Genomic DNA, 26,382 nt, shown 5'->3' on the forward strand with positions numbered 1-26,382 from the left:
TTTACTCCTCTCAATTATTTTTCTCACTAAAAAGCTACGAACTGAATGTGGAATTTGAGGGCGTGAAAATTCTTTTTTTACAAAAAGATTACAAAGTATGTGAAAAAATATAGGAAAATTGGCTGTAATTAGAAATTTCTATCAAATTTAAGCAGGAAACATTTACAAAAAGAAGATAAAATTCCTTTATTATCCTTATTTTTATAGGCTGGAAAAATCAAAAGGACTGTCTGGAAAGAGTGTCTTCGCATAGATTTATGTTGATAATAAAATGTTGTCCGTTCTGTTCTTCCGTTCCAGAAGCTACCTTTCCGCGGTCCGGGCTGGAGCCTCCTTGGCATGCCTGCGGGGTCTCCAACTTCCCTCTATTACCCGCAGGAGTAAAGTTTATCCGCCACAATCCACTCATGATTTTTATCAAGTCGTTTAAAAACAACATAAAAAAGCAGGCAGGAAATAACATTTGTATTTCTTGCCTGCTTTATTTTAGGACATAGCTTATCTGTGTTCTGCTTTTTCAATCATGCGTTCTTCTTCTGATTCCGGCTTGCCGCTTTCGTCTTTTGAGAGGAACCAGCCTGCAATGGCGATGCCTAAAAGGACGATCCAGAAAATCAGCTTCCAAGTGGCAGACTCAATGAAATGCTTATCTATAAGATTGATATCCGGATGTGCTAATGTGTATAACGCGAGCTTTACACCTACCCAGCCAACAATCACGAACGCTGCAGTTTCAAGACTCGGCCGCTTTTGCAGAAGGGCGACGAAATAGCTTGCTGCAAATCTCATGATGATTAGACCGATGACTCCGCCTGCAAGTATGATTAAAAACTGACCCCCATCCAGTCCGCCGATTGTCGGCAAGGCCGTTTCAGGCAAGGTTACAGCAAGTGCAACCGCAGCTAAAATCGAATCGACCGCAAAGGCGATATCGGCAAGCTCGACTTTGATGACGGTTCCCCAAAACCCTGATTCCTTCCGTACCTTCTGATTATGGAGATTCTTTTTAAAGACGAACTTTTTAAGGATATGATTGATTGAAATAAACAGGAGGTAAATCGCTCCAATCGCCTGAACCTGCCAGACTTCCACTAAAAATGAAATTAAAAACAAGGAACCAAAGCGGAGGACAAAAGCTCCCGCCAATCCGTAAAACAGCGCTTTTTTCCGCTGATCATCGGGCAAATGCTTAACCATGACGGCCATAACCAAAGCGTTATCTGCTGCTAATATCCCTTCAAGGGCAATTAATACAAGGAGTACCCAGCCGTACTCGAGCAATAAAGCTACATCCATTCTTTCATTCCTCCTAATAGCGTATTTTATCTATATACCCACTATCATTTCACTTCTATCAAAAAAACACCTTTGCCTAATCATGGCAAAGGTGTTTTTTTGTTAATTCTTATGAGTAAATGTTGACGGCTTGATTGCTTTTCTTGTCATAAACTTGTACAAAAGAAAAACAATGACAGCAACTACACCTGCAGGAAGCAGATAGTCGTTGGCTATTCCGCCGACTTCCTCCCATTTATCGCCCAATTTAAATCCAAGAAATACATACAAAAACGTAATCGGCAGCATAGCAGCAAACGTATAGATGGAAAAAATCCAGACGTTCATTTTAGCCATTCCGCATGGTATGGAGATCAGCGTTCTGACGCCAGGAAGGAAACGGGCGGTGAAAGCCACCATCGCTCCGTTTTTTTCGAAAAAAGCATCTGCTTTCGAAAGGTTTTCTTCATTGATAAACATATATTTTCCATACTTTATAAGAAATGGTCTTCCCCCGTAGCGGCCAAGCGCATAAAGAGTCAGCGGTCCGATCGTTCCGCCGATTGTGCCCGCAAGAACCGTTCCCCATAAAGTCATATCTCCCTGATAAACCCAATATCCCGCAAGCGGAAGAACTACTTCAGCAGGCACAAACTCAAAGCATAGTGCAAGTAACACGCCAAAGTACGAAAGGTCTTTAAAGTATTCAATAAAAGCCAGAATGTAATGTTCCATGTTCAGTACCAAACTCCTTTTCAGTTCTACAAGCTATCATACTACACATACGATTAAAAAGGGACAACTTTACAGATTTTTAATTTTCGGCTTTTTATCAAAGAGCCAACTCTTTAATCGAGGTGAAAAAATGGATTGGCTGCAGGCACTATTATTAGGATTTATACAAGGTCTGACTGAATTTCTGCCGATAAGTTCAACAGGACATCTTTACTTGGGAAGAATGCTGTTTGGTATGGAGGACGGGGGCATCTTCCTTGATACGATGCTGCATATCGGAACCTTTATCGCGCTTATCGTGTTTTACCGGGATATTTTGCTGAAACTTTTGAAAAATCCTTTTACCAAGCTGACGTTTTTATTATTCCTCGGAACACTGCCGGCTGTTTTCGCAGGGATATTTATCAGTGATTTTTTTGACGGCATTTCAAAGTCTGGCGTCACCATCGGATGGGAGTTTTTAATTACAGGCGTGTTTTTATGGTTTGCTGATTCCATTAAGAAAGGGTCAAAAAAACTGGATGATCTGACAGCAGGCGACGCCTTGTTCATCGGGTGTTTTCAGGCGCTTGCTATCTTTCCGGCGATTTCAAGGTCAGGAATGACGATTGTTGCAGGGTTGATGCGGAGAATGGATAAAGAAACCGCAGCTTACTTTTCATTTTTGCTATCCATCCCTGCGATCTTTGGAGCCATCGTGTTTCAATCCGCTGATCTTTTTTCAGGGCAGGCAGCTTCAATTGGCTTCATGCCATTGCTTTTGGCAACCTTGAGCGCTGCATTCACTGGTTACATTGCTGTAAAATGGATGATCGGCTATGTTAAAAAGCACTCTCTAAAAGGGTTTGCCGTTTATGTTTGGGCTCTGGGCATATTGGTCATTGTCATTCAATCTATTTAAAATCAGGCAAAAAAACTAGCCGTCTTAAGAGGGACGGCTAGTTTTTTTTCTGAAGATCAGCTTTAAAAATGAGCGGATTTTAGGATATTTATTCTGATACGGATACCACTGAATCTCCGTTTTTTTCTTTCCCCGGTCAAGCAAAACGGATTTTTCGTGACAGAACACACGAATGCCCTCTTTGCCATGATACTTTCCTATTCCGCTGTGCTTTACTCCGCCGAATGGAAGATGATGATTGGCAACTGACATCATCACATCATTAATGACGGCATTTCCAGTAATAAGCTTTGAAACGACCCGTTTCGCTTTCTTAATGTCCTTGCTCCATACGCTTGCATTCAATCCGTAGATGGAGTCATTTGCAAGTGCTATTGCCTCTTTCTCAGATTTAAAAGGCATAACCGTTACGACAGGGCCGAATGTTTCTTCCTGTACAAGCTTCATTTTTTGATGAACATCAACAACAATGGTTGGAGGAATAAAAAGTCCATCAGACAAGTCCCAATCTCGCGGCAAAGAGCCGGTGACCAATCGCGCTCCCTCTGCCATCGCCTCTTCCAGCTGTTCTTTAATTACTTCAATCTGACCGGGATAGGTCATCGACCCAATATCATCATTTACATCAGTTCCCTGCTTGAGCTTAACCGTTTCATTTTGCAGCTTTTCAAGAAATTCTGCATAAACACTCTGCTCTACATAAATCCTCTCAGAGCTCATGCACACTTGACCGCTGTTCGTAAAAGCTCCCCACGCTGCACCTTTTGCAGCACGGTCTAAGTTGGCATCTGCAAAAATAATGACAGGATCTTTCCCTCCGAGTTCAAGCGTCGATGGGATTAATTCTTTTGCAGCTTCCTCCTGAATTTTTTTCCCTGTCGCAACCGATCCGGTGAAAAAAATATAATCAGGCTTTCCGCTTATAAGCGCAGCTCCCACGTCTTTTCCTCCATGAGCGACTTGTACGAGCCCTTTTGGAAAGTCAGCAAGCATGAATATTTGTTCAATGCATTTCCCTACTAAAGGCGTTACTTCGGAAGGCTTCAGGATAACTGAATTTCCGGCAGCAAGAGCATTCAGCATCGGCACCATCGAGAGCTGCAGCGGATAGTTCCATGGTGAAATAACAAGCACTGTGCCTCTTGCCATATATTCTATGTAGCTTTTCTTTCCCCAAAAAGTGATCGGCGTCTGGACACGGCGCGCAGCAAGACTTTTTTCCGCCGTTTTTTCTAAAAAAGAAATCGCATCCAAAACCGGCATCACATCAGCTGTGACAGCTTCCACTTTCACTTTTCCAGTATCAGCTGCTATCACTTCAATGATTTCATCCATCTTGTCCAGCATAACGTCCTTTACCTTGCGAATGATGGTAAGCCGTTCCTTCACACTTTTTTCTTTCCATGTATCAGAGGCTGATTTTGATCGGTCATACATTTGCTGAATGTGATAAATAGGTGTTTCATCTATTTTTTCTGCACTGTTTAATGTAGCTGGGTTCATGACGGTCATAGACTGATTGCGGGACATTGCAGCCCCTCCTTTTTGGCATCGTTATTTAGGTATTCCCACTTGAAAAGATCATAAACTTTTCAACTTTATAAAAAAGCATCTACTTGTACTATCGTCTTATACCCGAAAGAATTGACGGTCTTCACTAAAAACCATTTTTTTCTGCGCATCATCAAGGTTTAAACGCAGAAGCTAAGAGAAAAAGGAAAGCGGGAGAAAAATCATGCACACAATGTGGAAAGGATCAATCAGCTTCGGCCTTGTAAATATCCCAATCAAATTATATGCAGCTACCGAAGATAAAGATGTGAAGCTCAGAAATTTACACAGCAAATGCCACACCCCTATTCAATATGAGAAAAAATGTCCGAATTGCGATGAAACAGTCGGGAATGATGATATTGTCAAAGGCTATGAATATGTAAAAGGCAAGTTTGTCATTTTAGATGAAGATGAATTGAAACAGCTGAAACACGAACATGAAGATAAAGCAGTTGAAATTATTGATTTTGTGAACCTTGAAGAAATTGATCCTATCTATTTCAACCGATCTTATTTTGTCGGTCCCGGAGAAAATGGCGGAAAAGCCTATTCTCTGCTTCGTGAAGCTCTTGTAAAATCAGGAAAAATCGGTGTTGCCGAAATGACCATCCGCTCTAAGCAGCAGCTGGCTGTTGTCCGCGTATATCAGAATACCATTGTCATGGAAACCATTCATTACCCGGATGAAGTCAGGAATACAACAGACGTTCCAAGTGTGCCGGAAAAAACGGAGCTTGGGGAAAAAGAACTTGAAACAGCTATCATGCTGATTGATCAATTAACAACAACCTTCAACCCGGAAACCTACAAGGATGACTACCGGGAAGCCCTGCTTAATCTTATTCAGAAAAAAGCCGGCAAAAACGAAGGAAAAACACCGGCGGATGCACCGCGTGAAAATGTCGTTGACCTGATGAGCGCTCTGCAGGCAAGCATTGACCGCTCAAAAGAAAAGCCAGCGAAAAAAGAGACCGCTGCCAAAAAACAGGAGCCAGCCAAAGCGAAGAAAAAAACGAAAACTGCCCGTAAAAAAGCCTGATATCAGAAAACCTCGTCAGGTCATACGAGGTTTTCTTCTTTAAGTATCCAAACAGCCGCTTCAAACAGAGTGTCAAACCTATAATCTGCACCATGATCCTCTGAACCGATTAAAATCGTTTTCACGCAAGCGGCTTTGCCCGCAAGGATATCAACATCGCGGTCGCCGATCATGTAGCTGTGTTCCAGATTGATTCCATGCTTCGAAGCAAGGGCTGTGATCATGCCAGGACCTGGCTTTCTGCAGCTGCATCCGGCGTAGGGAGCATGAGCGCAATAAGCAACCTCCTGAATACGGCCGCCTTCTTTTTCAATTTCTCCGATCATTTTTTGATGAATCCGCTGCAGCATCTCCTCTTTCAGATAGCCAAGCCCCACCCCTCCCTGGTTCGTCACGACAAATATGGTAAAACCTTTATCATAGAGAAGCCTTACAGCTTTTGCTGCTCCTTCTAAAAGATAGAGCTGAGACGGATGATTCACGAATTTGACGCGGTCCGATAAAACTTCATTTATCACGCCGTCACGATCCAGAAAAATAGCTTTATTCAAGTTGAAACGCTCCCTTTCATAATTAGAATTCTAATGAGAAATAGTAAGTTAAAAAAATGGAAAAGGACGATTGCCATGTATGTAAAACCAATGCTTCCAACCCTTTCAGCCCAAATTCCTGAAGGAGAAAAGTGGAGCTATGAAGTCAAATATGATGGATTCAGGGCCATTTTGTCCATTTCAGAAGAAGTAACTACACTGATCAGCCGAAACGGAAAAGATCTTGGCCCGCTTTTCCCCGAAATCATAGATGCTGTTCAATCTATCTTTGACAAGCTGAAGAAATTTATGCCGTGCACATTTGACGGTGAGCTCGTTTCATTAAAAAACCCGTATAAAGCATCCTTCGAAGTCATCCAGCAGCGCGGAAGGATGAGGGCTAAAGACAAGATCAGCGAAGCTGCAGGAACAAATCCGTGCCAGTATTTGATCTTTGATATTCTTGAATGCAAGCACGAAAAAACGGCTTTTTCAGATTATCTTTCACGAAAAAAACAACTGAAAAGCATTGCGTCAGCATGCGGATTCCCCCTTGAACCTATAAAAAACAATCAGCTCATTCAATATGTCCCATCCTTTTCAAGGACCTTATGGAGCACCATTCGGGCATTTGATTCGGAAGGAATGATTGCAAAAGAACATAAAAGCAAATGGGAGGCCGGAGTGCGCACGAAATCCTGGCTGAAAATAAAAAATTATAAATATGCTTTGTTTTTCATTATAGGATATGACAAGAAGAATGGGTATTTTAAAGCGGGTGTATATAAAGGAGAGAATGTGATAGACGCTGGTGTTTTTTCTCACGGACTCGAGGGAACTGACCGTGATTCTTTAATTAAGATTCTAAAGGAAAATAAAGATAGCGAAGATTCACAATGGATCACCATTTCCCCTGCGATCTGCGTGGAGCTGCAGTTTCTGGAGCTTTATAAAAATCAGCTGCGCGAGCCTTCTTTTTCAGCATTTCGGTTTGATCAGCATCCTGAAGAATGCACATGGGAGCAGCTGAAGCTGAATGCTGTTTCGTTTCACGAAGAAGTCCAGATCACACATCCTGATAAACCGCTGTGGGAAAAACCCCTGCGGACGAAAACAGACTATCTGGCTTATTTAGCGGAGGTTTCTGACTATATGCTTCCTTTCTTGAAAAATAAACTTCTGACAGTTATTCGCTATCCTCACGGAACGTCTGATGAAGCCTTTTATCAAAAAAACTGTCCGGATTATGCGCCAAAGTTTGTGGCAACCGCGGAGCAGGATGGCATTGACTATATCTTGTGCAACGATATCTCCACCTTGATCTGGCTTGGAAATCAGCTCGCCCTGGAATTTCATATCCCTTTTCAGACCTATGATTCCTCCCGACCGAATGAAATTGTCTTTGATTTAGACCCTCCATCGAGGGATGAATTTCACTTGGCTGTTTCAGCAGCGTCTGAGATTCGCAAGCTCTTTGACTCATTCGGCCTTGCTTCCTTCCCAAAGCTATCAGGCGGAAAAGGCATACAGATTCATATTCCCATGACCAAAAATCGTTTTTCATACGACCAGACAAAAAAGTTTACTTCCTTTATTGCTGAATACCTGGTCAATGCATTCCCTGAGCTGTATACTACCGAGCGGCTCAAAAAAAACCGGGGAAACCGGCTGTATGTCGACTATATCCAGCATGCTGAAGGCAAAACGATCATTGCTCCCTATTCTGTCAGGGGGAATCCTGAAGGGGCATTTGTGGCGGCCCCTCTATACTGGGATGAAGTGACGGAAGATCTGCGGGTTAATCCATTTACGATGGAGGCTGCAGCAGAGAGAGTGAAAGCTGGATGCCCATTTCAAGATTACTTTACTTCCCCGCAGGACGAAGTGATTGAGCAAGTACTTGATTTTATCGCTGAGAATAAATCACAGCAGACTTTAGAATTAAGAGCTAGTTATGGCAAGTAAATTCATAAAACAAGGCTGTTTTCGTTTGTTGTTTTTGATAATAAAACAAGAGTGCTCGAATCTTCAGAGCACTCTCATTTTTACTTATCCGAATTTTTCTCTTTAACAAGCTTTGTAATCTGTTCCAGCAAATCGACCATTTCTTTTTGGCTGTATTTCGCTTCAGCTGAATCCTCTTGGTTTTCATGCTTATCTTCATGCGCACGGGCATCCGCTGGATAACCATCTGCAGAGGCAAGTTTTCTGTTCATTGTGCGCGTCTCTTTATCAAACAGACTGTATATGATTGGAATGACAAATAATGTGAGGAACGTGCTGGAAATAAGCCCGCCAATTACTGTAAGTCCCATCGGCCTGTTGATTTCCGTTCCCTCACCAATTCCAAGCGCGAGCGGGATCAGACCAAGAATGGTCGTTAAAGCGGTCATTAAGATCGGGCGGATTCTTACCTTTACTGATTCAACAAGCGCCTCGTATGTATCATAACCTTCTGCTTTTTTCTGATTGATATAATCCACTATCACAATTGCATTATTTACGACAATACCGGCAAGGACGATGATCCCAATGATCACGGTCAGACTGATGGATGTTCCGGTTGCAAGCAGCGCTGCCGCAACACCAATCATCATAAGCGGTACGGTAAACATAATGACAAACGGATATTTAAACGATTCAAACTGGGCGGCCATCACAATATAAATGAACACGACAGCCAGAACGAATGCCAGAATCATATCGTCAATGCTTGATTGGAGCAGCTCTCTGTCTCCGCTGAAGGAAATATCCGTTTCGTCCGGCAGCTTTAAGTCTTCTATTTCCTGATCAATCTGATTTGACACATCTCCAAGGTTTGCCGAATTTTTAAACTTCACTGTAAACTGAACAGCACTTTCTTTGTTAATGCGCTGTACAGAACTTGGACCTTCACCTGTTTCAATTGATGCTACCTCTTTCAAAGGTATAAACGTGCCATCAGGCTTTTTCAGCTGAAGGTTGGCAAGGTCAGCGATGTTTTCAGTTACATCCTTTGAATAGCTGACAGAGACATTGTAAATTTCATTATTTGCGGCATTTTCAAGCTGAAAGGCATCTGTACCGCGAGTTGCATCTGCTACGATCATGCCAATCTGAGCAGGAGCAAGTCCCTGATCAGCTGCTTTCTTTCTGTCTACGCTGATTTGAATTTCTTCTATTGTATCTGTTAGATCTGTTGTCACCTCTGTCACATCACCAAGTTCAGCGATAGATTTTTCAACCCGGCTGACTGATTTCTTCAGCCTTTCTGCATCTGTATCCCTGACATTAAACGTTACCGTGTTAGGTGAAGAACCTGAAGTGGACTGAACATTGAAAGAAAGCTCGGCAGACCGGTTTACTCCATGTGCGGCACTTTCGATTTCCTTTTTAGCATCATCAATAAAATCAAACGTTGAAATCTCGCGTTTATCGCTTTCCGCCATTTTCACATAAACCTCTGCAATGTTGGTGCTTGCCGTCCCTCTGAAAGATTGCTCCTGAGTGGAACCGATCAAACTCACATACAGCTCGACATCCTCTTTATCCTCAAGCTTCTCTTCAATCGCCTCAATTGTTTTTTCTGTTGTTTCAAGAGCCGATCCGTTTTCCAGCTCAACATCGATTGTAAAGAATCCTTCATCTGTATTCGGCAGAAAGAGTGCCCCTGCTTTTGTTAAACCGAAAAGGCTGGCGCCGAAAAGAACGAGAGTGAGGATAAGCACTAGCGCACGGTTGCGCAGGGTCCACCTGATTGCTGCATCAAGCCGCCTGATAAATGCGGTATCACGTCTTTTCTCTTCCAGGTTTTCAGATGGCCGCTTAAGCAGTCTGCTTGCAAGCATTGGAACAATCGTTAAAGCGACAAACAGGGAGGCCAATAAACTGAAAGCGATGGTTAAAGCAAACTCCGTAAAAAGTTCCCCGATAATTCCCGTAATAAAGACAACAGGCAAGAAGACGGCCACTGTCGTAAGAGTGGAGGCAATAATTGCCGGACCCATCTCTCTTGCTCCTTCATAAGCTGATTTCTTTGGATCCTTCCCCATCGATAAATGACGATAGATATTTTCAATCACAACAATCGCGTTATCAACAAGCATGCCAATTCCAAGCGCAAGTCCTCCGAGCGTCATGATGTTCAGCGAAAACTTTGAAAAATACATCAGGACAAAGGTCACAATAACAGAATAGGGAATGGCGATACCGATAATAAGCGGACTTTTTACGTTTCTTAAAAAAACAAAAAGAACAATCATCGCCAATATGCCGCCGATCATCAGCGTATTCAGCATGTTGCCGATCGCCTGATCAACATAATCTCCCTGATCGAACAGGACGTCTGCTGCAATCGATTCGTATTTTTCATTTTTCAGGAGCTCATCCAAGTTCTCCTGAAAAGCCTTCGATACAGCTGCCGTATTGGCATCTGACTGCTGAAGCACACTTAATAGGATAGACGGCTGCTGATTGGCTCTTGTAATCGTGTCAGATTCTTGAGGTTTTAAGGCAACGGCTGCAAGATCCGAAAGCCGTACATCATCACCGCTGCTTGGATCTTTGGCAATAATCATTTGTTTTAAAGTCTCAACTGAGTCTATCGCGGAAATCACCCTCGTCGTCAGCTGTTTTCCCTCAGTTATAATTGGATCTCCGGGCATCGACACAACATTTGCACGGATGGCATCAACAACCTCTGACTGACTGAGCTGATAGGTCTTTAACTCATCCTCATTCAGCTCAACCTTTACTTCTTCAACGGTTAGCCCTGAAAGATTGACGTTGGCTACACCTTCCGTTTTCGTCAGCTCCTGCTCTAAGTCTTCGGTCAGCTGCTGCAGTTCTTTCCTGTCACCGTCAGAAGTTAGCGACAGCTGGATAATCGGGAATTGTGCCGGGTCAAACTTTAAAAATCTTGGTTTATCCGCATCATCCGGCACAGGGACATCTGCAATTCTGCTCTGAATTTCATTTTGTATATCATCAATTTTCGTCGTCCATGAAAATTGCATCAGAATTAAGCTTGCACCTTCTTGAGAGGTTGACGTAATCGTGTCAATGCCTTCTAAAGTCGAAAGCGATTCTTCCAGGGGCTTAGAAATTTTATCAACAACTTCATCCGGGCTCGCTCCCTGATAGTTGGTCACAACAACTCCAACCGGCGGATTAATGTCAGGAATGAGTTTTAGAGGAATATTAATAAAAGAAACAATGCCCAAGATCAGCACTAAAAACATGGTTACAATCGTAAAGACGGGTCTTCTAATGGAAAAAGAACTTATTTTCACGCTGCTTTTCATCTCCCGGATCTGTATCTGATAATCGTACTGATACTATATTAAACGCTGATCTTCTTTACAAGTTTTAACATGTTTTGAGCTCGTATTCCGTCGTAATAGAAAAAGAAAACATATTTAAGCGGACGGCAGTCAAAAATAAGCCATACCCTTACACATATGGAGCCGATCTATGCCTAATATCATCTGGTTTTTCCTGCTGTTTCTCATAAGCCTGTTCCTTTCAGCTGCTGCTGCAAAAAAAGACCCGCACATGCTGATTCCCTTATGGTTATTCAATGCAGGTCTTGCATACTTATTTGAAATTCTCATTTTTGTTTTCTTTCATTCATACACGTATAAGCCTGAAGTTTTCAAAGACCCTTTCTATGACAGCTCTTTTGGATCGCTTTTCAGCCAGGTCATGATCGTACCGATGACCGCTGTCGTCATCGCTTTTTTCAGACTTGGTGTTCCAGTTATGCTGCTGATCAGCTTTTGTATATCTGCAATAGAGGTCCTATTCTTGCACTTAGAAATATATGAGCATCACTGGTGGAAAACTTACTTTACAACTGCTTTCCTTCCTGCAGCATTCTATATTTCTTTCGTCTGGTACAGCTTTTTGAAAAAAGGGAATCTTACTGCAAAAAAGATGTCCCTCTATTTTATAAATGTAACAATTACTCTTTCCTTGACCTGGGCTGCAACTGTTCCTTTTTCTATGTATCATTTTCAGCCTGGCTGGTTTTCGGATGCAGCACGAGATCATATTGCGGGCAACTCCATCTTTTTTTGCCTGGCAAGCTTGATTTATACACTGATGACGCTGTCCAAAAACAAATCAGCAAAGGCCCTTTTATTTATAAGCTTGCTTTGCTTTCAAGGCATACTATTTCAGCTCGGTACTGTCGTAAGCACAAACGGATTTGCTATATTTGCATGTCTTCATTTGTTTTTTTCAGCAGTGAGCGGTCTTATTTGGATTTCTTTCTTTAAATGAACATTTCTTTCAATTAAGAAAGAAATCGTTTATACTATAAATAGTAATGATTACGCTTTAAAAGGTGAAATAACATGAACTCAACATTATTAGGCTTGTTAACGAAACAAATCCTGGCTGCCCTCCCTAGTGAAAAACGAGAGCTATATCAATTTATTGAACATGCGGAGGAAAAGCTTGCACAGAAGGCAAAATCAAAAGACCAGTTCATTTACCTGCTCGTCAGGCATTCACCCTATAAGCAGGCCGCAGAACACTTTTGTATGACCTATGATCAGACGGCCAGACTCATGCAGGAAATTGAACATGAAGTGAATACAAAGCTTGAGAGCCAAATCAGAAACATCAAATGGGTGGATTATACAAAGAAAATGAATGTGGAGAATACGTACTTTTTTCTGTTTAAACAATAAAACATCTCTAGAAAAATAATCAATTCATCAAAAAAATCCCGCCATCTGCGGGATTTTTTAACGAAACAATAAATGCTGGCTATGAACGCCTGCTTTTTTAAGCAAAGCCATGAGCTGCTGCTGCTCTTCAGTAGAAAGCCCCGAAAAGGCGCGCGCCATTCTATGCGTGTGAATCGGGTAAATTTCATCCAGATAGGATTGTCCTTTTTCAGTCAGTTTCGCATAGACAGACCGTTTATCTTTTGGATCTTGTTCACGGTAGATAAATTCATTTTTTTCAAGCTTATCAATGACATAGGTCACATTGCCGCTGACAAGCAGCAGCCTTGAGCCGATTTGCTGAAGCTTTTGCGGGCCCTTCGTGTAAAGCAGTTCAAGCACGGAAAATTCCGTCGGATTAAAGCCGTGTTCTTTGCTGTCGCGGATAGAGTGCTCTGAAACACTTTTAAAAGCTCTTGCAAACGTTTTAAATAAATTCAATGAAAGTTCAAGTTCTTCATCTGTATAAGACACCATTCTCATCGCCCTCTTACTTTGACATTCTTAAAATGTCTTAAGATTCACACAGTTTATTCTACTATCAATCTTGTGTTTTTTGAAGTAGTTTCTTTTTTGAATCACCAGATTCATAGGGAGCATCACTGCGGTCTAATGATTCCCTTATTTAGGTGAATTGGACTTATTGGGGAATCATACATGGCCTTTGATTCCTCTTTTTCAGGATTGGATCTGTTTTGTGGAATCATACTGGGACTTTGATTCCACTTTTTCAGGATTTGACCCATTTGTTGGAATCATACAGGTCTTATGATTCCTCTTTTTCAGGATTGGACCTGTTTTGTGGAATCATACTGGGTTTCATCTGAAATGAGGAATCATTCATGCCCATTGTACCCATTCCTAATTAAAACTTTGCCGGTCACCTTCTCCTAATATCCTCAAATCCTCTCGCCTATTTATATTGGCAAAACGGCCGGGATTCTTGAAATTAGATTCGTCTAAATAGACGGGATTTAATTGATCAAGCAAGGTCATCATCTTTAATTGCTTTTGATCTAGTAGTCTCTCAATCATTGAGAAAGCTGAACAATGATATAATGCGCATAAAGGATGACATTTTCCGTGTATAACCGGGATGACAGCCGCCTGTTTTTCATTTATGCCTGATTGAAGAACTGCCAGAATCTCCTGATCAATAAGCGGCATATCGCATGCCAGTACGAGATACCAGTCTGCCTGAACCTTTTTCATGGCTGTATATAATCCTGCGAGAGGGCCCATACCCTTATATTTGGCGCTATCTCCGTAAAATTGAACATTCTCATTCGAATGATTTGTTCGCCCGATAACTGCCACAGTTTCTGTTACCGCTTTCAATTCCTTCAAAGCAACATCCAAAAAAGTACTTTCTTCGTAAGTCTCAAGTGCTTTATCTGAACCAAACCGCCGTGACTGCCCGCCGGCTAAAACGATACCTGCAAGTTTCATTCCCATTTAGCCACTGCCTTCACATCTTTTTCTCATCTTAACACACAATGATCAGTCGAAGCTATTATCTCTAATTTCATTTTATATGGAGAATGGAAACGGAAGAGGAAATTCATTGAAGAAGCGCTGAAGGAGTTTCTTGCGTTTCTCGCAAGAAAAAAAGCCGGAGACGAACTCGACTTTGAACCGAGGCTATCATGATTACATGAATTTATCGAAAACAGCATGCGCGAGACTGATTCTGTCATCCGAAAAGTTCCTCCAAACCCCAATAAAGACAAGATCACATACAGGTTGAATGCTCTTTTTTTAAACACTCTCAACTCAGGTTCAAACAGACTTTTTATGTGAAAGCTTGATTAAAGGGATATTTTTATAAAAATAATGATATTCCTTTTTCAACTCTGACAGGGTCATGCTGCTTAAAACTTCTGGATTATAAATGCCAAGCGATAATAGCTTCTTGCAGTAAAAGGCTCTTTGGTCTTCCAATGCTTTTTGAAATAACTTACTCATTTCTCATTTCCCCTTTCATTTTGTCCTCTCTTCACTTTACCCGTAAAATGTTGCCCTTCAGTTAAGGGAGTGTAAAAATTCACTGACATGTGTTAAAAAGCTGTAAATGGTCGACACTAGTTTCTAAATCGATCCAGGAGATGATGAAACAGTGAAGCATATTCGGCCTGCAGCTTTCCGCAGAAACCAGCATGATCAAGATATTTACTTCCTTAATACCCTTGAACCAAAGCATGAACAGCTCTTTTTCGCACGCCTTTCAATTCCAGATGAAAAGCTTCTATTTTTATGTGCATATGAAACGAATCTTAACCGTTTCGGTGATGTAACTTCATTATTCACTGAAGAATACATCCATGAGCTGACTCAATATTTAACAGGCTATTCCTCCTCAAACCCCTCATCCGCAAATCAGGATGATTTTTTCAAGAAACCATTTTGCACAAAGCGCAGAAATTCATGAGCATCTTTCCCGATAACGGTCTGCAGATCCTCAAGCATCTCATCCCTCCTTACATCTAATTCCACGATTTTTTTGGCAATTTCAGCTGCCTTCTTCATGTCCATGCTGTCTCCTCCTTCAAACTCTTACTGTTAGTTTAATAAGAAAAAAACCTTTTAACAGCATTCTTGTCAATAAACCTTACATACTATTTTCTTTTTCTGACAAACCGTGTTAGATTTTCTCACAAAACTTCACTTTTCCAGTTCAGTGTGAGGTATAATTGGAAAAAGAATCTAATGTGCGGGGTGGAAAGATGGAACAGCACGACCACTCATATAAAGACAAGAAAGTAATTTCAATTGGAATTGTCAGCGAACTCACCGGCTTATCACTAAGGCAGATCCGTTATTATGAAGAAAGACATTTAATTTCTCCCCAAAGAACAACACGGGGAACAAGAAAATACTCATTTTCCGATGTAGAGAGGCTCATGGAAATCGCAAACAAACGCGAAGATGGAGTACAGACAAATGAAATCCTAAAAGAAATGCGAAAAAAAGAAATGCGCAGCAAACCGGATTACCGAAAAAAAATGCTCGAAGGCCAGCTTAACGCGCAATTTCATTTCCGGAATAAGAAATGAGGGGCAAAAAATTCATAACAATGATGCACAAAAAGCTCGGAGTCATTTTAAATGCTCTGAGCTTTTTTAGGTAAGGGTGAAAAATCAAGCATAAAACCCAGCGGCATTATTCTCGAATTTATTCAACCCGATATATAACTGTCTAAAACTGGAACCGATTAACGAGTCTGCTCAGTTTTCCAGACAAGTCTGATAAGGCATCTGCGTTGCTTGAGATTTCTTCCATGGACTGGCTGGACTGCTCTGCGGATGCTGCTGTTTGTTCAATTCCTGCAGCTGCTTCTTCCGATACGGATGCAATGCTTGATATGGATTCATTCATTACTTCACTGTTTTTCATGATCTGATTTAAATCCGTCTGAATGGTGACAATTCTAGTTGACATATCTTCAATAAAAGCTTTGATTTCAGAAAAGCTTTCCCCTGTATCGTGAATGGATTTTGCCCCTTTTACAATCTGCTCATATCCATGTCCAAGGTTTTCAGCTACTTCTTCCGTTTCTTTTCTCACATTGCCTACTATTTTATTAATATCAACAATCGACCTTGATACCTGTTCAGCAAGCTTGCGGACTTCATCTGCCACAACTGCGAATCCTCTCCCATGTTCTCCGGCACGTGCAGCTTCGATTGCTGCATTAAGAGCCAGGAGATTGGTTTGGTCTGCGATGCTTTGAATGACGTCTACTAAAGTGGAAATCTGTCCTGATTGCTCATCAAGCCGCTTCACTTTCAGCACGGTATTTTCCATTAAATCATTAATGCGGTTCATTTGACTGACAGACTCGCTCATTAATGAGTAGCCTGTTTGTGATTGATTCAGCACTTCGGCAGAAGCTTTTGCGACAGCCTGGCCATTTTGGTTGGCGATGTAAATCGAATTCATCAGTTCGCCCATTGTTTCAGCCAGGTCGGACGCTGAGTTTGCCTGTGTTTCCGCACCTGAAGACAGCTCCTGCATGGTTGAGGCAATTTGCTCGCTTCCTGCCTTCAGCTCTTTTGATGAGGTTTGAAGCTGTTCACTCTGCTCTGCAACAGACAAAGAAGCTCCTGAAATATCTTTCACAATACCATTCAGCTGCTGATTCATTTCATTTACAGACTGGATGAGGTCGCCTATTTCATCGCGCGTTTCGGATACAAGAGGCGCATGATTCAGCTGACCATTTGAGATCGCCTTCATTCGGCTGACGATTGATAAAATCGGTTTTGTGAGCGCATTAGAAATCCGGATGGCCAGGAAGACACCGATTGCGACAATCACAACTGAAAACACAATCCCAAGAATATTAATAAACCGGCCTTGATTAATGATTGCATCTCCGTCTTCGATAATGGCCTTTTCTCTTTCACTGGCGAGAGAATCAAACCCATCTGTCAGCTCATCGGCAAGATTTTGCACATCCCCGCGAAGCGTCTGGTTCGCCGTTACTCTCATTCCGGAATCAAAGCTTTTAATGACTTCTTCTTCCACAATTTCTTCCCATTCAGCACTTTTTTCCATTAACTCGCGGCTTTTCGGGTTATCACTTTGGGCAAGGAGTTTTTTCTGCAGCGCCTGACTATCTTCAGTCAGCTCATAATATTGATCTTTATATTCATTTTTTCCATAAATAAAATACGCTCTAATAAGAGACACGCGCTGCGTGATATTATCTCTGAGCTTTCCTTCTGCGAGAAGCGACTGCATATCCTCCTGCACAATCTGCTTTGTCCCGCTGTTAACCATGCTGAAACCAATAATATTAAATGCCGCCATCAAAAGACTGAGCACAATAATAACCGAAAAACTGCCGAGCAGCTTCCCTTTTAACGTAAATGATGCAAAGCTCTTTTTCTCTCCCGGCTTCCTTTTATTTAACCGTTTCATCCTTTAGGTGCCCCCTCTTTTCTGAAATATAGACAATATTCCTCACTTCAGTTCCATTTCTCCTGTGAAATATGGCTCATATCTATTTCATCGGCTATTTTGACAGAATATTAAGAGAAGCATTAAGAAAAGCGGGATCAATTTCAATTGACAAACGCAGGAATTATTTCCGGAATTGCAAGAATTAATTCAGAAACCCCGCGAATTATTTCCGAAACCCCATGAATTAATTTGGAAACCGCATGAATTATTTCCGAAACCCCGCGAATTATTTCCGAAACCCCATGAATTAATTTGGAAACCGCATGAATTATTTCCGAAACCCCGCGAATTAATTTAGAAACAAAGCTGCGATGCTGTTTTTCTGCAAGCAAAAAAAGACAGCGCATATGCGCCGTCTTTTTAAAATATTTATACAATTTTCGGATGATCTGGTTCAGAAACGATTTTCGGGTGATCCGGCTCTGATACAATTTTCGGATGATCCGGCTCAGAAAACAATCCAACTCCTGCTGCAAATGCTAGTGAAAAAACGCCAGCGGTGATGCCCATTACTATTTTTTTCATGACAAGCTCTCCCTTGTTATTTAGTTTGCATATGCCCGTTTCAAAGCGCTGCATACGATTTGGTAATATTGAACGGCTGATTTGTATTTGTGGCGATCTTCAAAGTAGGATGCCATAAGCTCTGAATACTCGATAATATACTGCTGTTTTTCGTGCTCTATAAAATAAGGGATAACGACTTCCATCATAAAATATTCAAATTCAGAAGTGAGATTATCCTGCAGTAAATATTCATAGATTTTAAAATGATAGTGATATTCCTGATTAGGGTTATTTTCTAATATCGTTTTGCCCTCTACGATCCACTTCTCAGCCTCTTCTTTATTTTCTAATTGATAATAGGCATACAGAATCGAAAAAATGGTGCTTAATGATTCATTCTTATCTTTAAATTGCAGAGCTTCATTGTAGCGATCAATTGCCTGTTCATATTTTCTGGTGATTGAACTGAGATACCCCATATTGTGATAGATCATTCCAAGCAGACTTTTATCATTCAGCTGCTCGGCAATTTTCCTTGCCAGCAAATAGCTTTCTTCTGAGCGGGTATGCTCTTCGCACCGCAAATAATTAATCCCAAGCAAGATCTGACACTCCGCACATCTCATTAAATCATATCTTGATTGATATATATTTAAAGCAAGGTGAGTGTACTGGATGACCAGTGCCGCTTTTCTTAATTGACTCAAAGTCAGGGCAATTGAATAATAGAGATCTGCTTCCTCCCACTTCTCAAACGGCAGGTGCTTCGTTAAAAAACGCTCCGCACCTTTAAGGTGCATGAGGGCCGAAGAGTATTTACTTTGAAGATAGTGATGAAGGCCGACAAATTTCTCATAATAATAAGTCATCTTTTCTTCGAAGATATCTTTGTACATGTTGATTTTTTCAAGCAATGCATCCGCTTCTGCAAACTCTCTTTCCGTCAATAAATACCTGAATTCAAACAGTACGAAGTAAATCATGGCTGTTGTGTCACTTGACGATTGGATTTCTTTCTGCAGGTCAATGTACCTTTTTTTCAGATGATCGTGCTTGCGGTGAACGATATCATGATACCAGTCAAATAAGGATTTCATCAGGGGGATTTCTTCTTCTTCGATGAGGTTGATCTCAAGCCTGCTGCATAAGTAATCAAGGACCTCAATACTTGCGGTCGTCTGATTGTTTTCGATTTTTGATAAGTAAGAAGTGGAAATGATGCCTCGTGAAAGTTCCTCCTGGGTCTTATTCTGCTGTATGCGATAGAACCTTATTCGACTTCCGATTTCCATATTCAGCACCTCATCTATACTAATCTGTATGTTTAGTTCTCTCTTTATTATGCCGAATCCTTTTGCTTTCGTATTGGGAAAATAGCCTCAATTTTTCTGAATAATACATAAAATAAAGACCCATATTTCCCAATATGCAATAATCCCAGGAAACATCCCTCCTATTTCTCCCTATTATTCCTGAAAATAGACCTGTCTTTCCCAATACAAATGACTCTATTAAAATGGTAGCATAATTGATAGAATAGTCAAACTTTTTAGACTGCAAGATTATTCTATACTATTTAAGGGGGTTTATTCATGAAAAAGTGGAAGGCTCTGAGTATTTTGTTTGCTTTTATTCTATTTTTCTCCATGATTTTTTCTGCACAGCCTGCTGACGCTATTTCAGCTAAGAAAGATTATTTAATAGGGATTAAGGCATCTCTCAAAGATTCTAAAGGTAAGGCAAACATAATCTCGGTTGCCGGCGGCAAGGTCAAGCATCAATTTAAATATATGAATGTTGTCCACGCTTCTCTGCCTGATCATGCAGCTGCTGCTCTTCAAAAAAATCCGAATGTCACTTTTATTGAGGAAGATTTTGAAGCACAGGCTATAGGCCAGACCGTTCCATACGGAATTCCCCAAATTAAAGCAGATGCTGTTCAATCTTCGGGAGTTAAAGGAAGCGGCGTAAAAGTTGCTGTTCTTGATACAGGAATTGATGCCTCTCATGAAGATTTGAATGTGGCCGGAGGCGCAAGCTTTATATCCTCTGAACCGAATCCGTTTATAGATGGTGACAGCCATGGAACTCACGTGGCCGGGACTGTCGCTGCATTAAATAATTCAACAGGTGTTTTGGGCGCTGCTCCGGACGTCTCACTTTATGCTGTAAAAGTTCTTGATTCTTCAGGAAGCGGCTCATACAGCGGAATTGCTCAAGGCATTGAATGGGCGGTTGACAATGGAATGGATGTCATCAATATGAGTCTTGGCGGCAGCCAGGGATCAACTGCTCTGCAGCAGGCTGTCGATCAAGCTTATAATAAAGGCGTTGTTGTTGTTGCAGCTGCTGGAAATAGCGGCTCAAAGGGCAAACGAAACACAATTGGCTATCCGGCCAAATACAGTTCCGTTATTGCAGTGGGTGCGGTCGACGCAGCGAACAGCCGGGCATCTTTTTCAAGTGTCGGCTCAGAGCTTGAAGTCATGGCTCCGGGTGTCAGCATATTGAGCACGGTCCCAGGCAATAAATATGCCTCTTTTAACGGAACATCGATGGCATCGCCGCATGTAGCAGGTGCAGCCGCATTAATTCTTTCTAAATACCCGAACATGTCTAATATCGAAGTGCGGAACCGCTTGAAAAATACAGCTGTTCGACTTGGTGATCCATTTTATTATGGTGCAGGACTTATCAATGTACAGGCTGCAATCCAATAAAGTAAAAAGAGCTCGGTCCTTTTGGACATGAGCTCTTTTTCAGGTATTAGACAACTTTTAATTCAACCTCGATATTTCCTTTTGTTGCTTTTGAATAAGGACAAACACCATGAGCTTTCTGTACAAGCTCTTCCGCTCTTTCTTTTGATATGTCTGGAATGTGAACCTCTAAAATAACAGATAAGCCGAAACCAGAATCATCCTTCCCGATCGATACATGGGATGTAACAGATGTTTGGCCGATTTTTTCACGCTCGGTTCTTGCTACCAAATTTAATGCACTGTCAAAGCAAGCGGAATATCCTGCTGCAAATAATTGCTCAGGGTTCGTTCCCGCTCCGCCTCTTCCGCCAAGTGCTTTTGGCATATCAATGGCAAGGTCAAGCTCCTTGTCTTTCGTCTGGACTCTTCCTTCTCTTCCGCCTGTGGCAGTTGCAGTTGCTGTGTAAAGTTTTTGCATGCTATTATCTCCTTTTCATTTTATAAAATTAAATTGTACACAATTTGTTTTTGCAAAACTAATATACCAACGGTATAATGGGTTTGTCAATCAATAAATGTCGGGAGCAATGAACCAATGCCATCAGAGAAACATCCTCTAAGCCTGGAACATCAGCTTTGTTTTTCCATTTATGCGTGTTCCAGGGAGATGACAAAAATGTACAGACCCATTTTGCAGGAGCTTGAGCTGACATACCCTCAATATTTGGTCATGCTTGTTTTGTGGGAGCATGAGAAAATGAGCGTGAAGGATTTAGGCAAGGAGCTCTTATTAGATTCAGGCACACTCACACCTCTTCTTAAAAGACTTGAAGAAGCCGGTTTGGTTGAGCGCATTCGTTCAAAAGCAGATGAGCGCAAAGTAGAAATCAGTTTAACGGCAAAGGGCCAAAACCTGAAAGAAGAAGCATATCGTGTCCCTGAATACATGCTGAATTCAAGCGGTCTTTCGCGGGAAGATTTCGAGAGGCTGAATCACGAATTTCGTAGCCTCCTGAAAAAACTGACTTCTTTATAATTATTTTTCTTAAAAAAGAACAACAGTTGTTTAAAACAGGTAATAAGTGACGATATATAAACTATTCACGGATATTTTGCATGAAATGTGAGGTGATTCTCTTGAATATGGTAGATGTTCTAATTGAGAAATATCGGCAGGAAATGTTTGAAAGCGCCAAAAGAGACGGACTTAGTTCCGTGACTACCCTAAAAGCAAGTCAGCAGCTTGACCGCATTTTGAATATCGGCATGCAGATAGAACCATCGAAATGGATGGAACGAAAGAATCAAGTATTGAATTAGCAAGTTTAAAAAGCGGGAGTTCAGGCAATGAAACGGAGATCCGCTGTAAATATAAATGGGCAGAAATATATTCTTTCACCTTAAAAGGGCTTTCCAGAAAGTCTGTTTTCGCGTAATTATTGTTTTAGATTATAAATGTTGTCCGTTCCTTTCCGCTGCAATCCACTCAAGATTTTTAACATGTAGTCTAAAACAACAAATTTTACGAAAAGAGCCTGCAGAAAAAAGCAGACAGGAAATAACATTTGTTTTTCCTGCCTGCTTCATTTAAAAGACTTATTGGACGATCCCTTTTTACGGATTCTCTTTTTCTTCCACTACCTGATCGACATAATCAACGATCAGTTCATCTTCTTCTGTTTCCCTCACTCGAAAGGCAATGGCTTTACTTTCCTTTTGATCATCCTGATCATAATAGGCGCGGAATACATAAAAGCTTTCTTCTTTGATTTCAAAATCTTCGAGTTCCAGATTGTCTATCTTCCACTTCTTTTTCAGCGAGATCAGCTCTTGCGGGGAATGATAGGCTCCTTCTATATAGATGTCTCTCATATCTCTTTTATCTTCATCCAGAATGGCTTCAAGCATATCCTCTACCACCACCAGCCTTCTGTCACGGCCCTCATCTTCATCCTTGCATGCAGACAGGAACAGGGCAAGAAGACAGAGGATTAGAACCTTATGTATGTTTCTCACTTTTTTACCCCCGTACAAACTGAAACCGGCCGAGAACCGGCCGGCTGATCAGCTTGATAGTTTATTTGAACCTGTCATTTCATCTGGAGGAACAAAGGTCACTTTTTGCCCCTGTTCATTCCATTCTATCTTCAGTTTTTCTCCCACATCAATTTCACATATATTTCGTATCTCACTCGGTATGGTTATCGTTCCCTTGCTGCTTAAAGTTGTTTCATTTTCAAAGGCGTTGTTATCATCCATGATTAAATCGATGGTTTTTCCATCTGTCTGAACGACGACCCGTTCACCTGTCTGTATGTTTAGTTTTTTTCGAATGTAGGAAGGGATCATCACTTGACCATTTGACCAGATTTTCACGAAAAATGGGCCTGTTTTCAACGATATCACTCCATTCCTTTTAAAGATACCATCTATTATAGCATGAAAAACGATAATTTCCTTGTTTCACGCACTGACATGCGGCTATATTGCAGCCAGTGCAGCACTAAAAAACAATCAGAGATCCTGATTGCTTTCAAGCCTCCATTTTTTTAGCAGCACTGGTGGATTTTCTAAGGACAAGCTCTGTCGGCAAAATGTAATCTTTCCCTTCAATTCCCTCATTTAAAGCCTGGTAGATAAGATGAGCCGCGAGAGAACCAATTTCATAATTCGATTGCTTGACCGTTGAAAGCGGCGGCGAGATATATTGGGAAATTTCAATATCGTCAAAGCCGATGATGGATAAGTCATCTGGTATATGCAGACCGGATTCTTTAAATGCTTTTAATGCTCCGACAGCCATTTCATCATTTGCACAAAAGACGGCAGACGGTGCATTTCCCTGCATCATGAGAATTTTGGCAGCAGAATAGCCGCCTTCCCTCGTATATTGCCCCTGAAGGATCCAGCTTGGATGCAGGGTGATGCATGAGTCTTTAAGGGCCTGTTTATAGCCTTCAAACCGAAGCTGGTTATCACGATTATGAGAAGGTCCGCCAATATATGCGAGCTTCTTGTGGCCAAGGTCGATTAAATGCTGTGTTGCCTGATAGCCTCCAGAAAAATTATCGACAAGCACATGGATGATCGAATCGCTGTCAAGCTTCCGGTCAAGGACGATGATTGGAAAATCCTCTCTGACCGACCCAAGAATCAGTTCATCCGGAAGGCTTTCAGCCAAAATAATGACACCATCCACGCGGCGTTCCTGCAAGAACTTTGAAGCTGTTGTCACATTGCCTCCGATAGAACTGCAGGCGATAAGGCCATATTGGTGTGTAAGCAGCGTATCCTGAACACCGCGCATCAGTTCAGAATAAAAAGGTCCGGAAAGATCCTGAACGATAATCCCGATCGTTTCGGTTTTGCTTCGTTTTAGGTCTCTTGCAATCCCGTTTTTCTGGTAGTTTAACGTTTTTGCAGCTTCTAAAACACGTTTGGCGGTTTCTGCATTCACTCTTGAATTATGATTTAACGCATAGGATGCTGTTGAAACAGCTACCCCTGCCAATTTTGCAACATCTTTGATTGTGGCCATACGATTCTCCACCTTACTTTCATTGCTTCTTTCTGGTTGCCTGAGATGACTTTAACGGGGATTTTCCCGGGGAGTTTGCGGGTTGAGGAAACGGTCTATCGCCATTCAAACCGGCATGCAATGGCCGGTTTGAATGCGAAAGAGAACCGATTTAACCTTAGAATACTGCTTAAGCCCACCACATATTCGTCGGCTGATCTTTAATTAATACGCTTTTCAGGTTTGTAACCGCTCGCTGGAAGCCTTCTTCAATCGACATGATCGGATCTTCATGCTCAATGCTCACAACATAGTCATAACCGTATGTTCTAAGTGCGCTGATCATATCAGACCACTCCTGCATGCTGTGGCCGCAGCCGACGGAACGGAAATTCCATGCTCTTGACTGAATTTCGCCGTAAGGCTGCATGTCTGTCAAGCCATACATGTTAATATTGTCCTGATCAAGGTATGTGTCTTTTGCGTGGAAATGATGAATCGCTCCTGCTTTGCCAAGAATTTTAATGGCGCCAACAGGGTCAATGCCCTGCCACCATAAGTGACTTGGGTCAAGGTTAGCACCGATCGCATCACATGTTTCTTCTCTTAGCTTCAATAAAGTATAAGGAGTATGAACAAGGAATCCGCCGTGAAGCTCTAAACCTATTTTTACGTTTAGGCTTTGTGCAAGCTCTCCGACTTCCTTCCAGTAAGGAATCAATTTTTGCTCCCATTGCCATTTTAATACGTCATTGTATTCGTTCGGCCATGGTGCTACCGGCCAGTTTGGATATTTTGCATCTTCATGATCGCCTGCTGTTCCTGAGAAACAGTTGACAACAGGAACGTTCATTTCATTCGCAAGCTTAATCGTGTTAACCAAAGTTTGATGAGATTCAGCAGCAAATGCCGCATCCGGTGAAATCGGATTGCCGTGGCAGCTGAACGCGCTGATTGTCAGTCCGCGTGAAGTGACTTTTTCCAAATACTCATTTTGTTTTTCTTTGTTGCCTAGAAGTTCTTCTAAAGAACAATGTGCATTTCCAGGATAGCAGCCTGTTCCAATCTCAACAGCTTCTACACCTGATGCTTTCACGTAATCTAACATCTCATCAAGGTTTTTATCTGAAAATAAAACAGTGAAAACTCCAAGTTTCATCGTAATCTTCCTTTCTATGCTTTTAATAGCTCGTCCATTTTTTTCGAGTTGAGCGCAACTGCGTCCATCAAATCGCCTTCGAAGTGCTCCTGTTCAACGATAAACCATGGCAGCTCAAGCTCTTTTCCAAGGGTAAGCAATGATTTCATGTCAAGCTGTCCAGTGCCGATGACTGTGCTCTGCTTCTCGCCATTTGTTTCTTTCATATCTTTAATATGAAGGGTAACAACACGCTCGCGCTGCTCTTTGATAAGAGCCAGAGGATCAAGTCCCGCAAAGGAAACCCAATAGCAGTCAAGCTCGAATTTTACAAGCTTTGCGTCCGTCTCATTCACCAGAACATCAAAAGGTGTCTGCTCTCCGAATTGATCAAATTCAAAATCATGATTATGATAAGCAAGCTGCAGGCCTTCCTGGTTAATGATTTCACCCGCTTTGTTTAATTCTTCGGCAATGCGTTTGTAATCATCAAGACCTGTTCTTTGCTCTTCCGTCAAATAAGGCATGATAATCAGGTCGTTTCCGATTTCCTGATTATAAGAAATCACTTGTTTAAGCCCATCCCCCGTGATTTGGTCATAAGGCACATGACTCCCCGCTGCCTTCAGTCCATACTCTTTTAAAGCTGTATTCAGACGATCGGCAGGCGTGTCATAATAGCCTGCAAACTGTACCCCTTCGTACCCGAGATCGGCCACTTTTTTTAAAGTGCCGAGAAAATCCTTCTCAAGCAGCGTTCTGATTGTATAGAGCTGAAGTCCTTTTTTCGTCATGATTTCTCCCCC

General features: G+C 41.7%; 27 protein-coding genes. 9 read left to right on the forward strand and 18 right to left on the reverse strand.

Annotated elements, in window-relative coordinates; genetic code table 11:
• Positions 1-498 precede the first annotated feature (498 nt).
• Both E2R53_RS09515 and E2R53_RS09520 read right to left on the reverse strand, forming a co-directional pair.
• A complete protein-coding gene (locus E2R53_RS09515; protein ID WP_133311531.1) occupies positions 499-1,296 on the reverse strand; it encodes a TerC family protein in 798 nt (265 codons plus the stop codon).
• 102 nt (positions 1,297-1,398) lie between these two features.
• A complete protein-coding gene (locus E2R53_RS09520; protein ID WP_133311532.1) occupies positions 1,399-2,010 on the reverse strand; it encodes a DedA family protein in 612 nt (203 codons plus the stop codon).
• 130 nt (positions 2,011-2,140) lie between these two features.
• Here E2R53_RS09520 and E2R53_RS09525 point away from each other — a divergent pair, with 130 nt between their 5' ends.
• Complete coding sequence (locus E2R53_RS09525) at positions 2,141-2,911, forward strand: undecaprenyl-diphosphate phosphatase (RefSeq protein ID WP_133311533.1); 771 nt, start codon at positions 2,141-2,143, stop codon at positions 2,909-2,911.
• A 24-nt stretch (positions 2,912-2,935) separates the two neighbouring features.
• On the opposite strand, the gene E2R53_RS09530 is transcribed toward E2R53_RS09525, so the two are convergent.
• Positions 2,936-4,441, reverse strand: coding sequence for an aldehyde dehydrogenase family protein (locus tag E2R53_RS09530; RefSeq protein ID WP_133311534.1), 1,506 nt, complete (start codon positions 4,439-4,441; stop codon positions 2,936-2,938).
• 205 nt (positions 4,442-4,646) lie between these two features.
• Between E2R53_RS09530 and E2R53_RS09535 the strand changes: the two genes are divergently transcribed.
• Complete coding sequence (locus tag E2R53_RS09535) at positions 4,647-5,504, forward strand: Ku protein (RefSeq protein ID WP_133311535.1); 858 nt, start codon at positions 4,647-4,649, stop codon at positions 5,502-5,504.
• Positions 5,505-5,524: 20 nt separating this feature from the next.
• On the opposite strand, the gene E2R53_RS09540 is transcribed toward E2R53_RS09535, so the two are convergent.
• Positions 5,525-6,055: a D-glycero-alpha-D-manno-heptose-1,7-bisphosphate 7-phosphatase gene (locus E2R53_RS09540; RefSeq protein WP_133311536.1), complete on the reverse strand. Its 531-nt coding sequence runs from the start codon at positions 6,053-6,055 to the stop codon at positions 5,525-5,527.
• Positions 6,056-6,130: 75 nt separating this feature from the next.
• On the opposite strand from E2R53_RS09540, the gene E2R53_RS09545 reads away from it, so the two are divergent.
• Positions 6,131-7,999: a DNA ligase D gene (locus E2R53_RS09545; RefSeq protein ID WP_133311537.1), complete on the forward strand. Its 1,869-nt coding sequence runs from the start codon at positions 6,131-6,133 to the stop codon at positions 7,997-7,999.
• Between the two features lie 80 nt (positions 8,000-8,079).
• On the opposite strand, the gene E2R53_RS09550 is transcribed toward E2R53_RS09545, so the two are convergent.
• Positions 8,080-11,304: an efflux RND transporter permease subunit gene (locus tag E2R53_RS09550; protein ID WP_133311538.1), complete on the reverse strand. Its 3,225-nt coding sequence runs from the start codon at positions 11,302-11,304 to the stop codon at positions 8,080-8,082.
• A 181-nt stretch (positions 11,305-11,485) separates the two neighbouring features.
• On the opposite strand from E2R53_RS09550, the gene E2R53_RS09555 reads away from it, so the two are divergent.
• On the forward strand, positions 11,486-12,295 hold the full coding sequence (locus E2R53_RS09555; protein ID WP_133311539.1) for a hypothetical protein: 810 nt from the start codon (positions 11,486-11,488) through the stop codon (positions 12,293-12,295).
• Between the two features lie 74 nt (positions 12,296-12,369).
• On the forward strand, positions 12,370-12,708 hold the full coding sequence (locus tag E2R53_RS09560) for a hypothetical protein (RefSeq protein WP_133311540.1): 339 nt from the start codon (positions 12,370-12,372) through the stop codon (positions 12,706-12,708).
• Positions 12,709-12,765: 57 nt separating this feature from the next.
• Here the strand turns inward: E2R53_RS09560 and E2R53_RS09565 are convergent, their stop codons facing one another.
• The 4 genes from E2R53_RS09565 to E2R53_RS23205 form a co-directional block, all read right to left on the reverse strand.
• Positions 12,766-13,224 (reverse strand): MarR family winged helix-turn-helix transcriptional regulator, encoded by a 459-nt coding sequence (locus E2R53_RS09565; protein WP_435796788.1) that lies wholly within the window; start codon positions 13,222-13,224, stop codon positions 12,766-12,768.
• Between the two features lie 384 nt (positions 13,225-13,608).
• Positions 13,609-14,202: a molybdenum cofactor guanylyltransferase gene (mobA, locus tag E2R53_RS09570; protein ID WP_133311542.1), complete on the reverse strand. Its 594-nt coding sequence runs from the start codon at positions 14,200-14,202 to the stop codon at positions 13,609-13,611.
• 324 nt (positions 14,203-14,526) lie between these two features.
• Complete coding sequence (gene fbpA / locus E2R53_RS09575) at positions 14,527-14,712, reverse strand: Fur-regulated basic protein FbpA (protein ID WP_133311543.1); 186 nt, start codon at positions 14,710-14,712, stop codon at positions 14,527-14,529.
• Positions 14,713-15,123: 411 nt separating this feature from the next.
• Positions 15,124-15,279 carry a hypothetical protein gene (locus tag E2R53_RS23205; protein WP_165970943.1) on the reverse strand — a complete coding sequence of 52 codons (156 nt, stop codon included), beginning with the start codon at positions 15,277-15,279 and terminating at the stop codon, positions 15,124-15,126.
• 191 nt (positions 15,280-15,470) lie between these two features.
• Between E2R53_RS23205 and E2R53_RS09580 the strand changes: the two genes are divergently transcribed.
• The gene (locus E2R53_RS09580) at positions 15,471-15,800 is read left to right on the forward strand and encodes a MerR family transcriptional regulator (protein ID WP_133311544.1); all 330 of its coding nucleotides are present in this window, start codon (positions 15,471-15,473) and stop codon (positions 15,798-15,800) included.
• A gap of 142 nt (positions 15,801-15,942) precedes the next feature.
• Here the strand turns inward: E2R53_RS09580 and E2R53_RS09585 are convergent, their stop codons facing one another.
• The 3 genes from E2R53_RS09585 to E2R53_RS09590 all read right to left on the reverse strand — a co-directional run bounded on the left by E2R53_RS09585 (position 15,943) and on the right by E2R53_RS09590 (position 19,511).
• Positions 15,943-17,670 (reverse strand): methyl-accepting chemotaxis protein, encoded by a 1,728-nt coding sequence (locus E2R53_RS09585; protein ID WP_133311545.1) that lies wholly within the window; start codon positions 17,668-17,670, stop codon positions 15,943-15,945.
• A gap of 411 nt (positions 17,671-18,081) precedes the next feature.
• Positions 18,082-18,237, reverse strand: a complete 156-nt coding sequence (locus E2R53_RS23210; RefSeq protein ID WP_154318085.1) for a hypothetical protein — start codon at positions 18,235-18,237, stop codon at positions 18,082-18,084.
• A 20-nt stretch (positions 18,238-18,257) separates the two neighbouring features.
• The gene (locus E2R53_RS09590; RefSeq protein WP_133311546.1) at positions 18,258-19,511 is read right to left on the reverse strand and encodes a helix-turn-helix transcriptional regulator; all 1,254 of its coding nucleotides are present in this window, start codon (positions 19,509-19,511) and stop codon (positions 18,258-18,260) included.
• Between the two features lie 300 nt (positions 19,512-19,811).
• Here E2R53_RS09590 and E2R53_RS09595 point away from each other — a divergent pair, with 300 nt between their 5' ends.
• A complete protein-coding gene (locus tag E2R53_RS09595; protein WP_133311547.1) occupies positions 19,812-20,939 on the forward strand; it encodes a S8 family peptidase in 1,128 nt (375 codons plus the stop codon).
• 46 nt (positions 20,940-20,985) lie between these two features.
• On the opposite strand, the gene E2R53_RS09600 is transcribed toward E2R53_RS09595, so the two are convergent.
• A complete protein-coding gene (locus tag E2R53_RS09600) occupies positions 20,986-21,399 on the reverse strand; it encodes an organic hydroperoxide resistance protein (RefSeq protein ID WP_133311548.1) in 414 nt (137 codons plus the stop codon).
• Between the two features lie 117 nt (positions 21,400-21,516).
• Between E2R53_RS09600 and E2R53_RS09605 the strand changes: the two genes are divergently transcribed.
• Together E2R53_RS09605 and E2R53_RS09610 are read left to right on the forward strand one after the other, a co-directional pair.
• Entirely contained in the window at positions 21,517-21,957 is a 441-nt protein-coding gene (locus E2R53_RS09605) for a MarR family winged helix-turn-helix transcriptional regulator (protein WP_133311549.1), read from the forward strand.
• A 107-nt stretch (positions 21,958-22,064) separates the two neighbouring features.
• Positions 22,065-22,241 carry an aspartyl-phosphate phosphatase Spo0E family protein gene (locus E2R53_RS09610; protein ID WP_224771257.1) on the forward strand — a complete coding sequence of 59 codons (177 nt, stop codon included), beginning with the start codon at positions 22,065-22,067 and terminating at the stop codon, positions 22,239-22,241.
• A 294-nt stretch (positions 22,242-22,535) separates the two neighbouring features.
• Here the strand turns inward: E2R53_RS09610 and E2R53_RS09615 are convergent, their stop codons facing one another.
• The 5 genes from E2R53_RS09615 to E2R53_RS09635 form a co-directional block, all read right to left on the reverse strand.
• Positions 22,536-22,937 (reverse strand): hypothetical protein, encoded by a 402-nt coding sequence (locus tag E2R53_RS09615; protein WP_133311550.1) that lies wholly within the window; start codon positions 22,935-22,937, stop codon positions 22,536-22,538.
• Positions 22,938-22,985: 48 nt separating this feature from the next.
• Positions 22,986-23,318: an AbrB/MazE/SpoVT family DNA-binding domain-containing protein gene (locus E2R53_RS09620; protein ID WP_133311551.1), complete on the reverse strand. Its 333-nt coding sequence runs from the start codon at positions 23,316-23,318 to the stop codon at positions 22,986-22,988.
• A 136-nt stretch (positions 23,319-23,454) separates the two neighbouring features.
• A complete protein-coding gene (locus tag E2R53_RS09625) occupies positions 23,455-24,459 on the reverse strand; it encodes a LacI family DNA-binding transcriptional regulator (protein ID WP_133311552.1) in 1,005 nt (334 codons plus the stop codon).
• A 169-nt stretch (positions 24,460-24,628) separates the two neighbouring features.
• The gene (locus E2R53_RS09630; protein WP_133311553.1) at positions 24,629-25,597 is read right to left on the reverse strand and encodes a sugar phosphate isomerase/epimerase family protein; all 969 of its coding nucleotides are present in this window, start codon (positions 25,595-25,597) and stop codon (positions 24,629-24,631) included.
• Positions 25,598-25,611: 14 nt separating this feature from the next.
• Positions 25,612-26,370: a sugar phosphate isomerase/epimerase family protein gene (locus E2R53_RS09635; RefSeq protein ID WP_133311554.1), complete on the reverse strand. Its 759-nt coding sequence runs from the start codon at positions 26,368-26,370 to the stop codon at positions 25,612-25,614.
• Between the last annotated feature and the right edge of the window lie 12 nt (positions 26,371-26,382).

It is taken from the genome of Peribacillus frigoritolerans (genome assembly GCF_004358755.1).
Taxonomy (GTDB): Bacteria; Bacillota; Bacilli; order Bacillales; family Bacillaceae; genus Bacillus_P.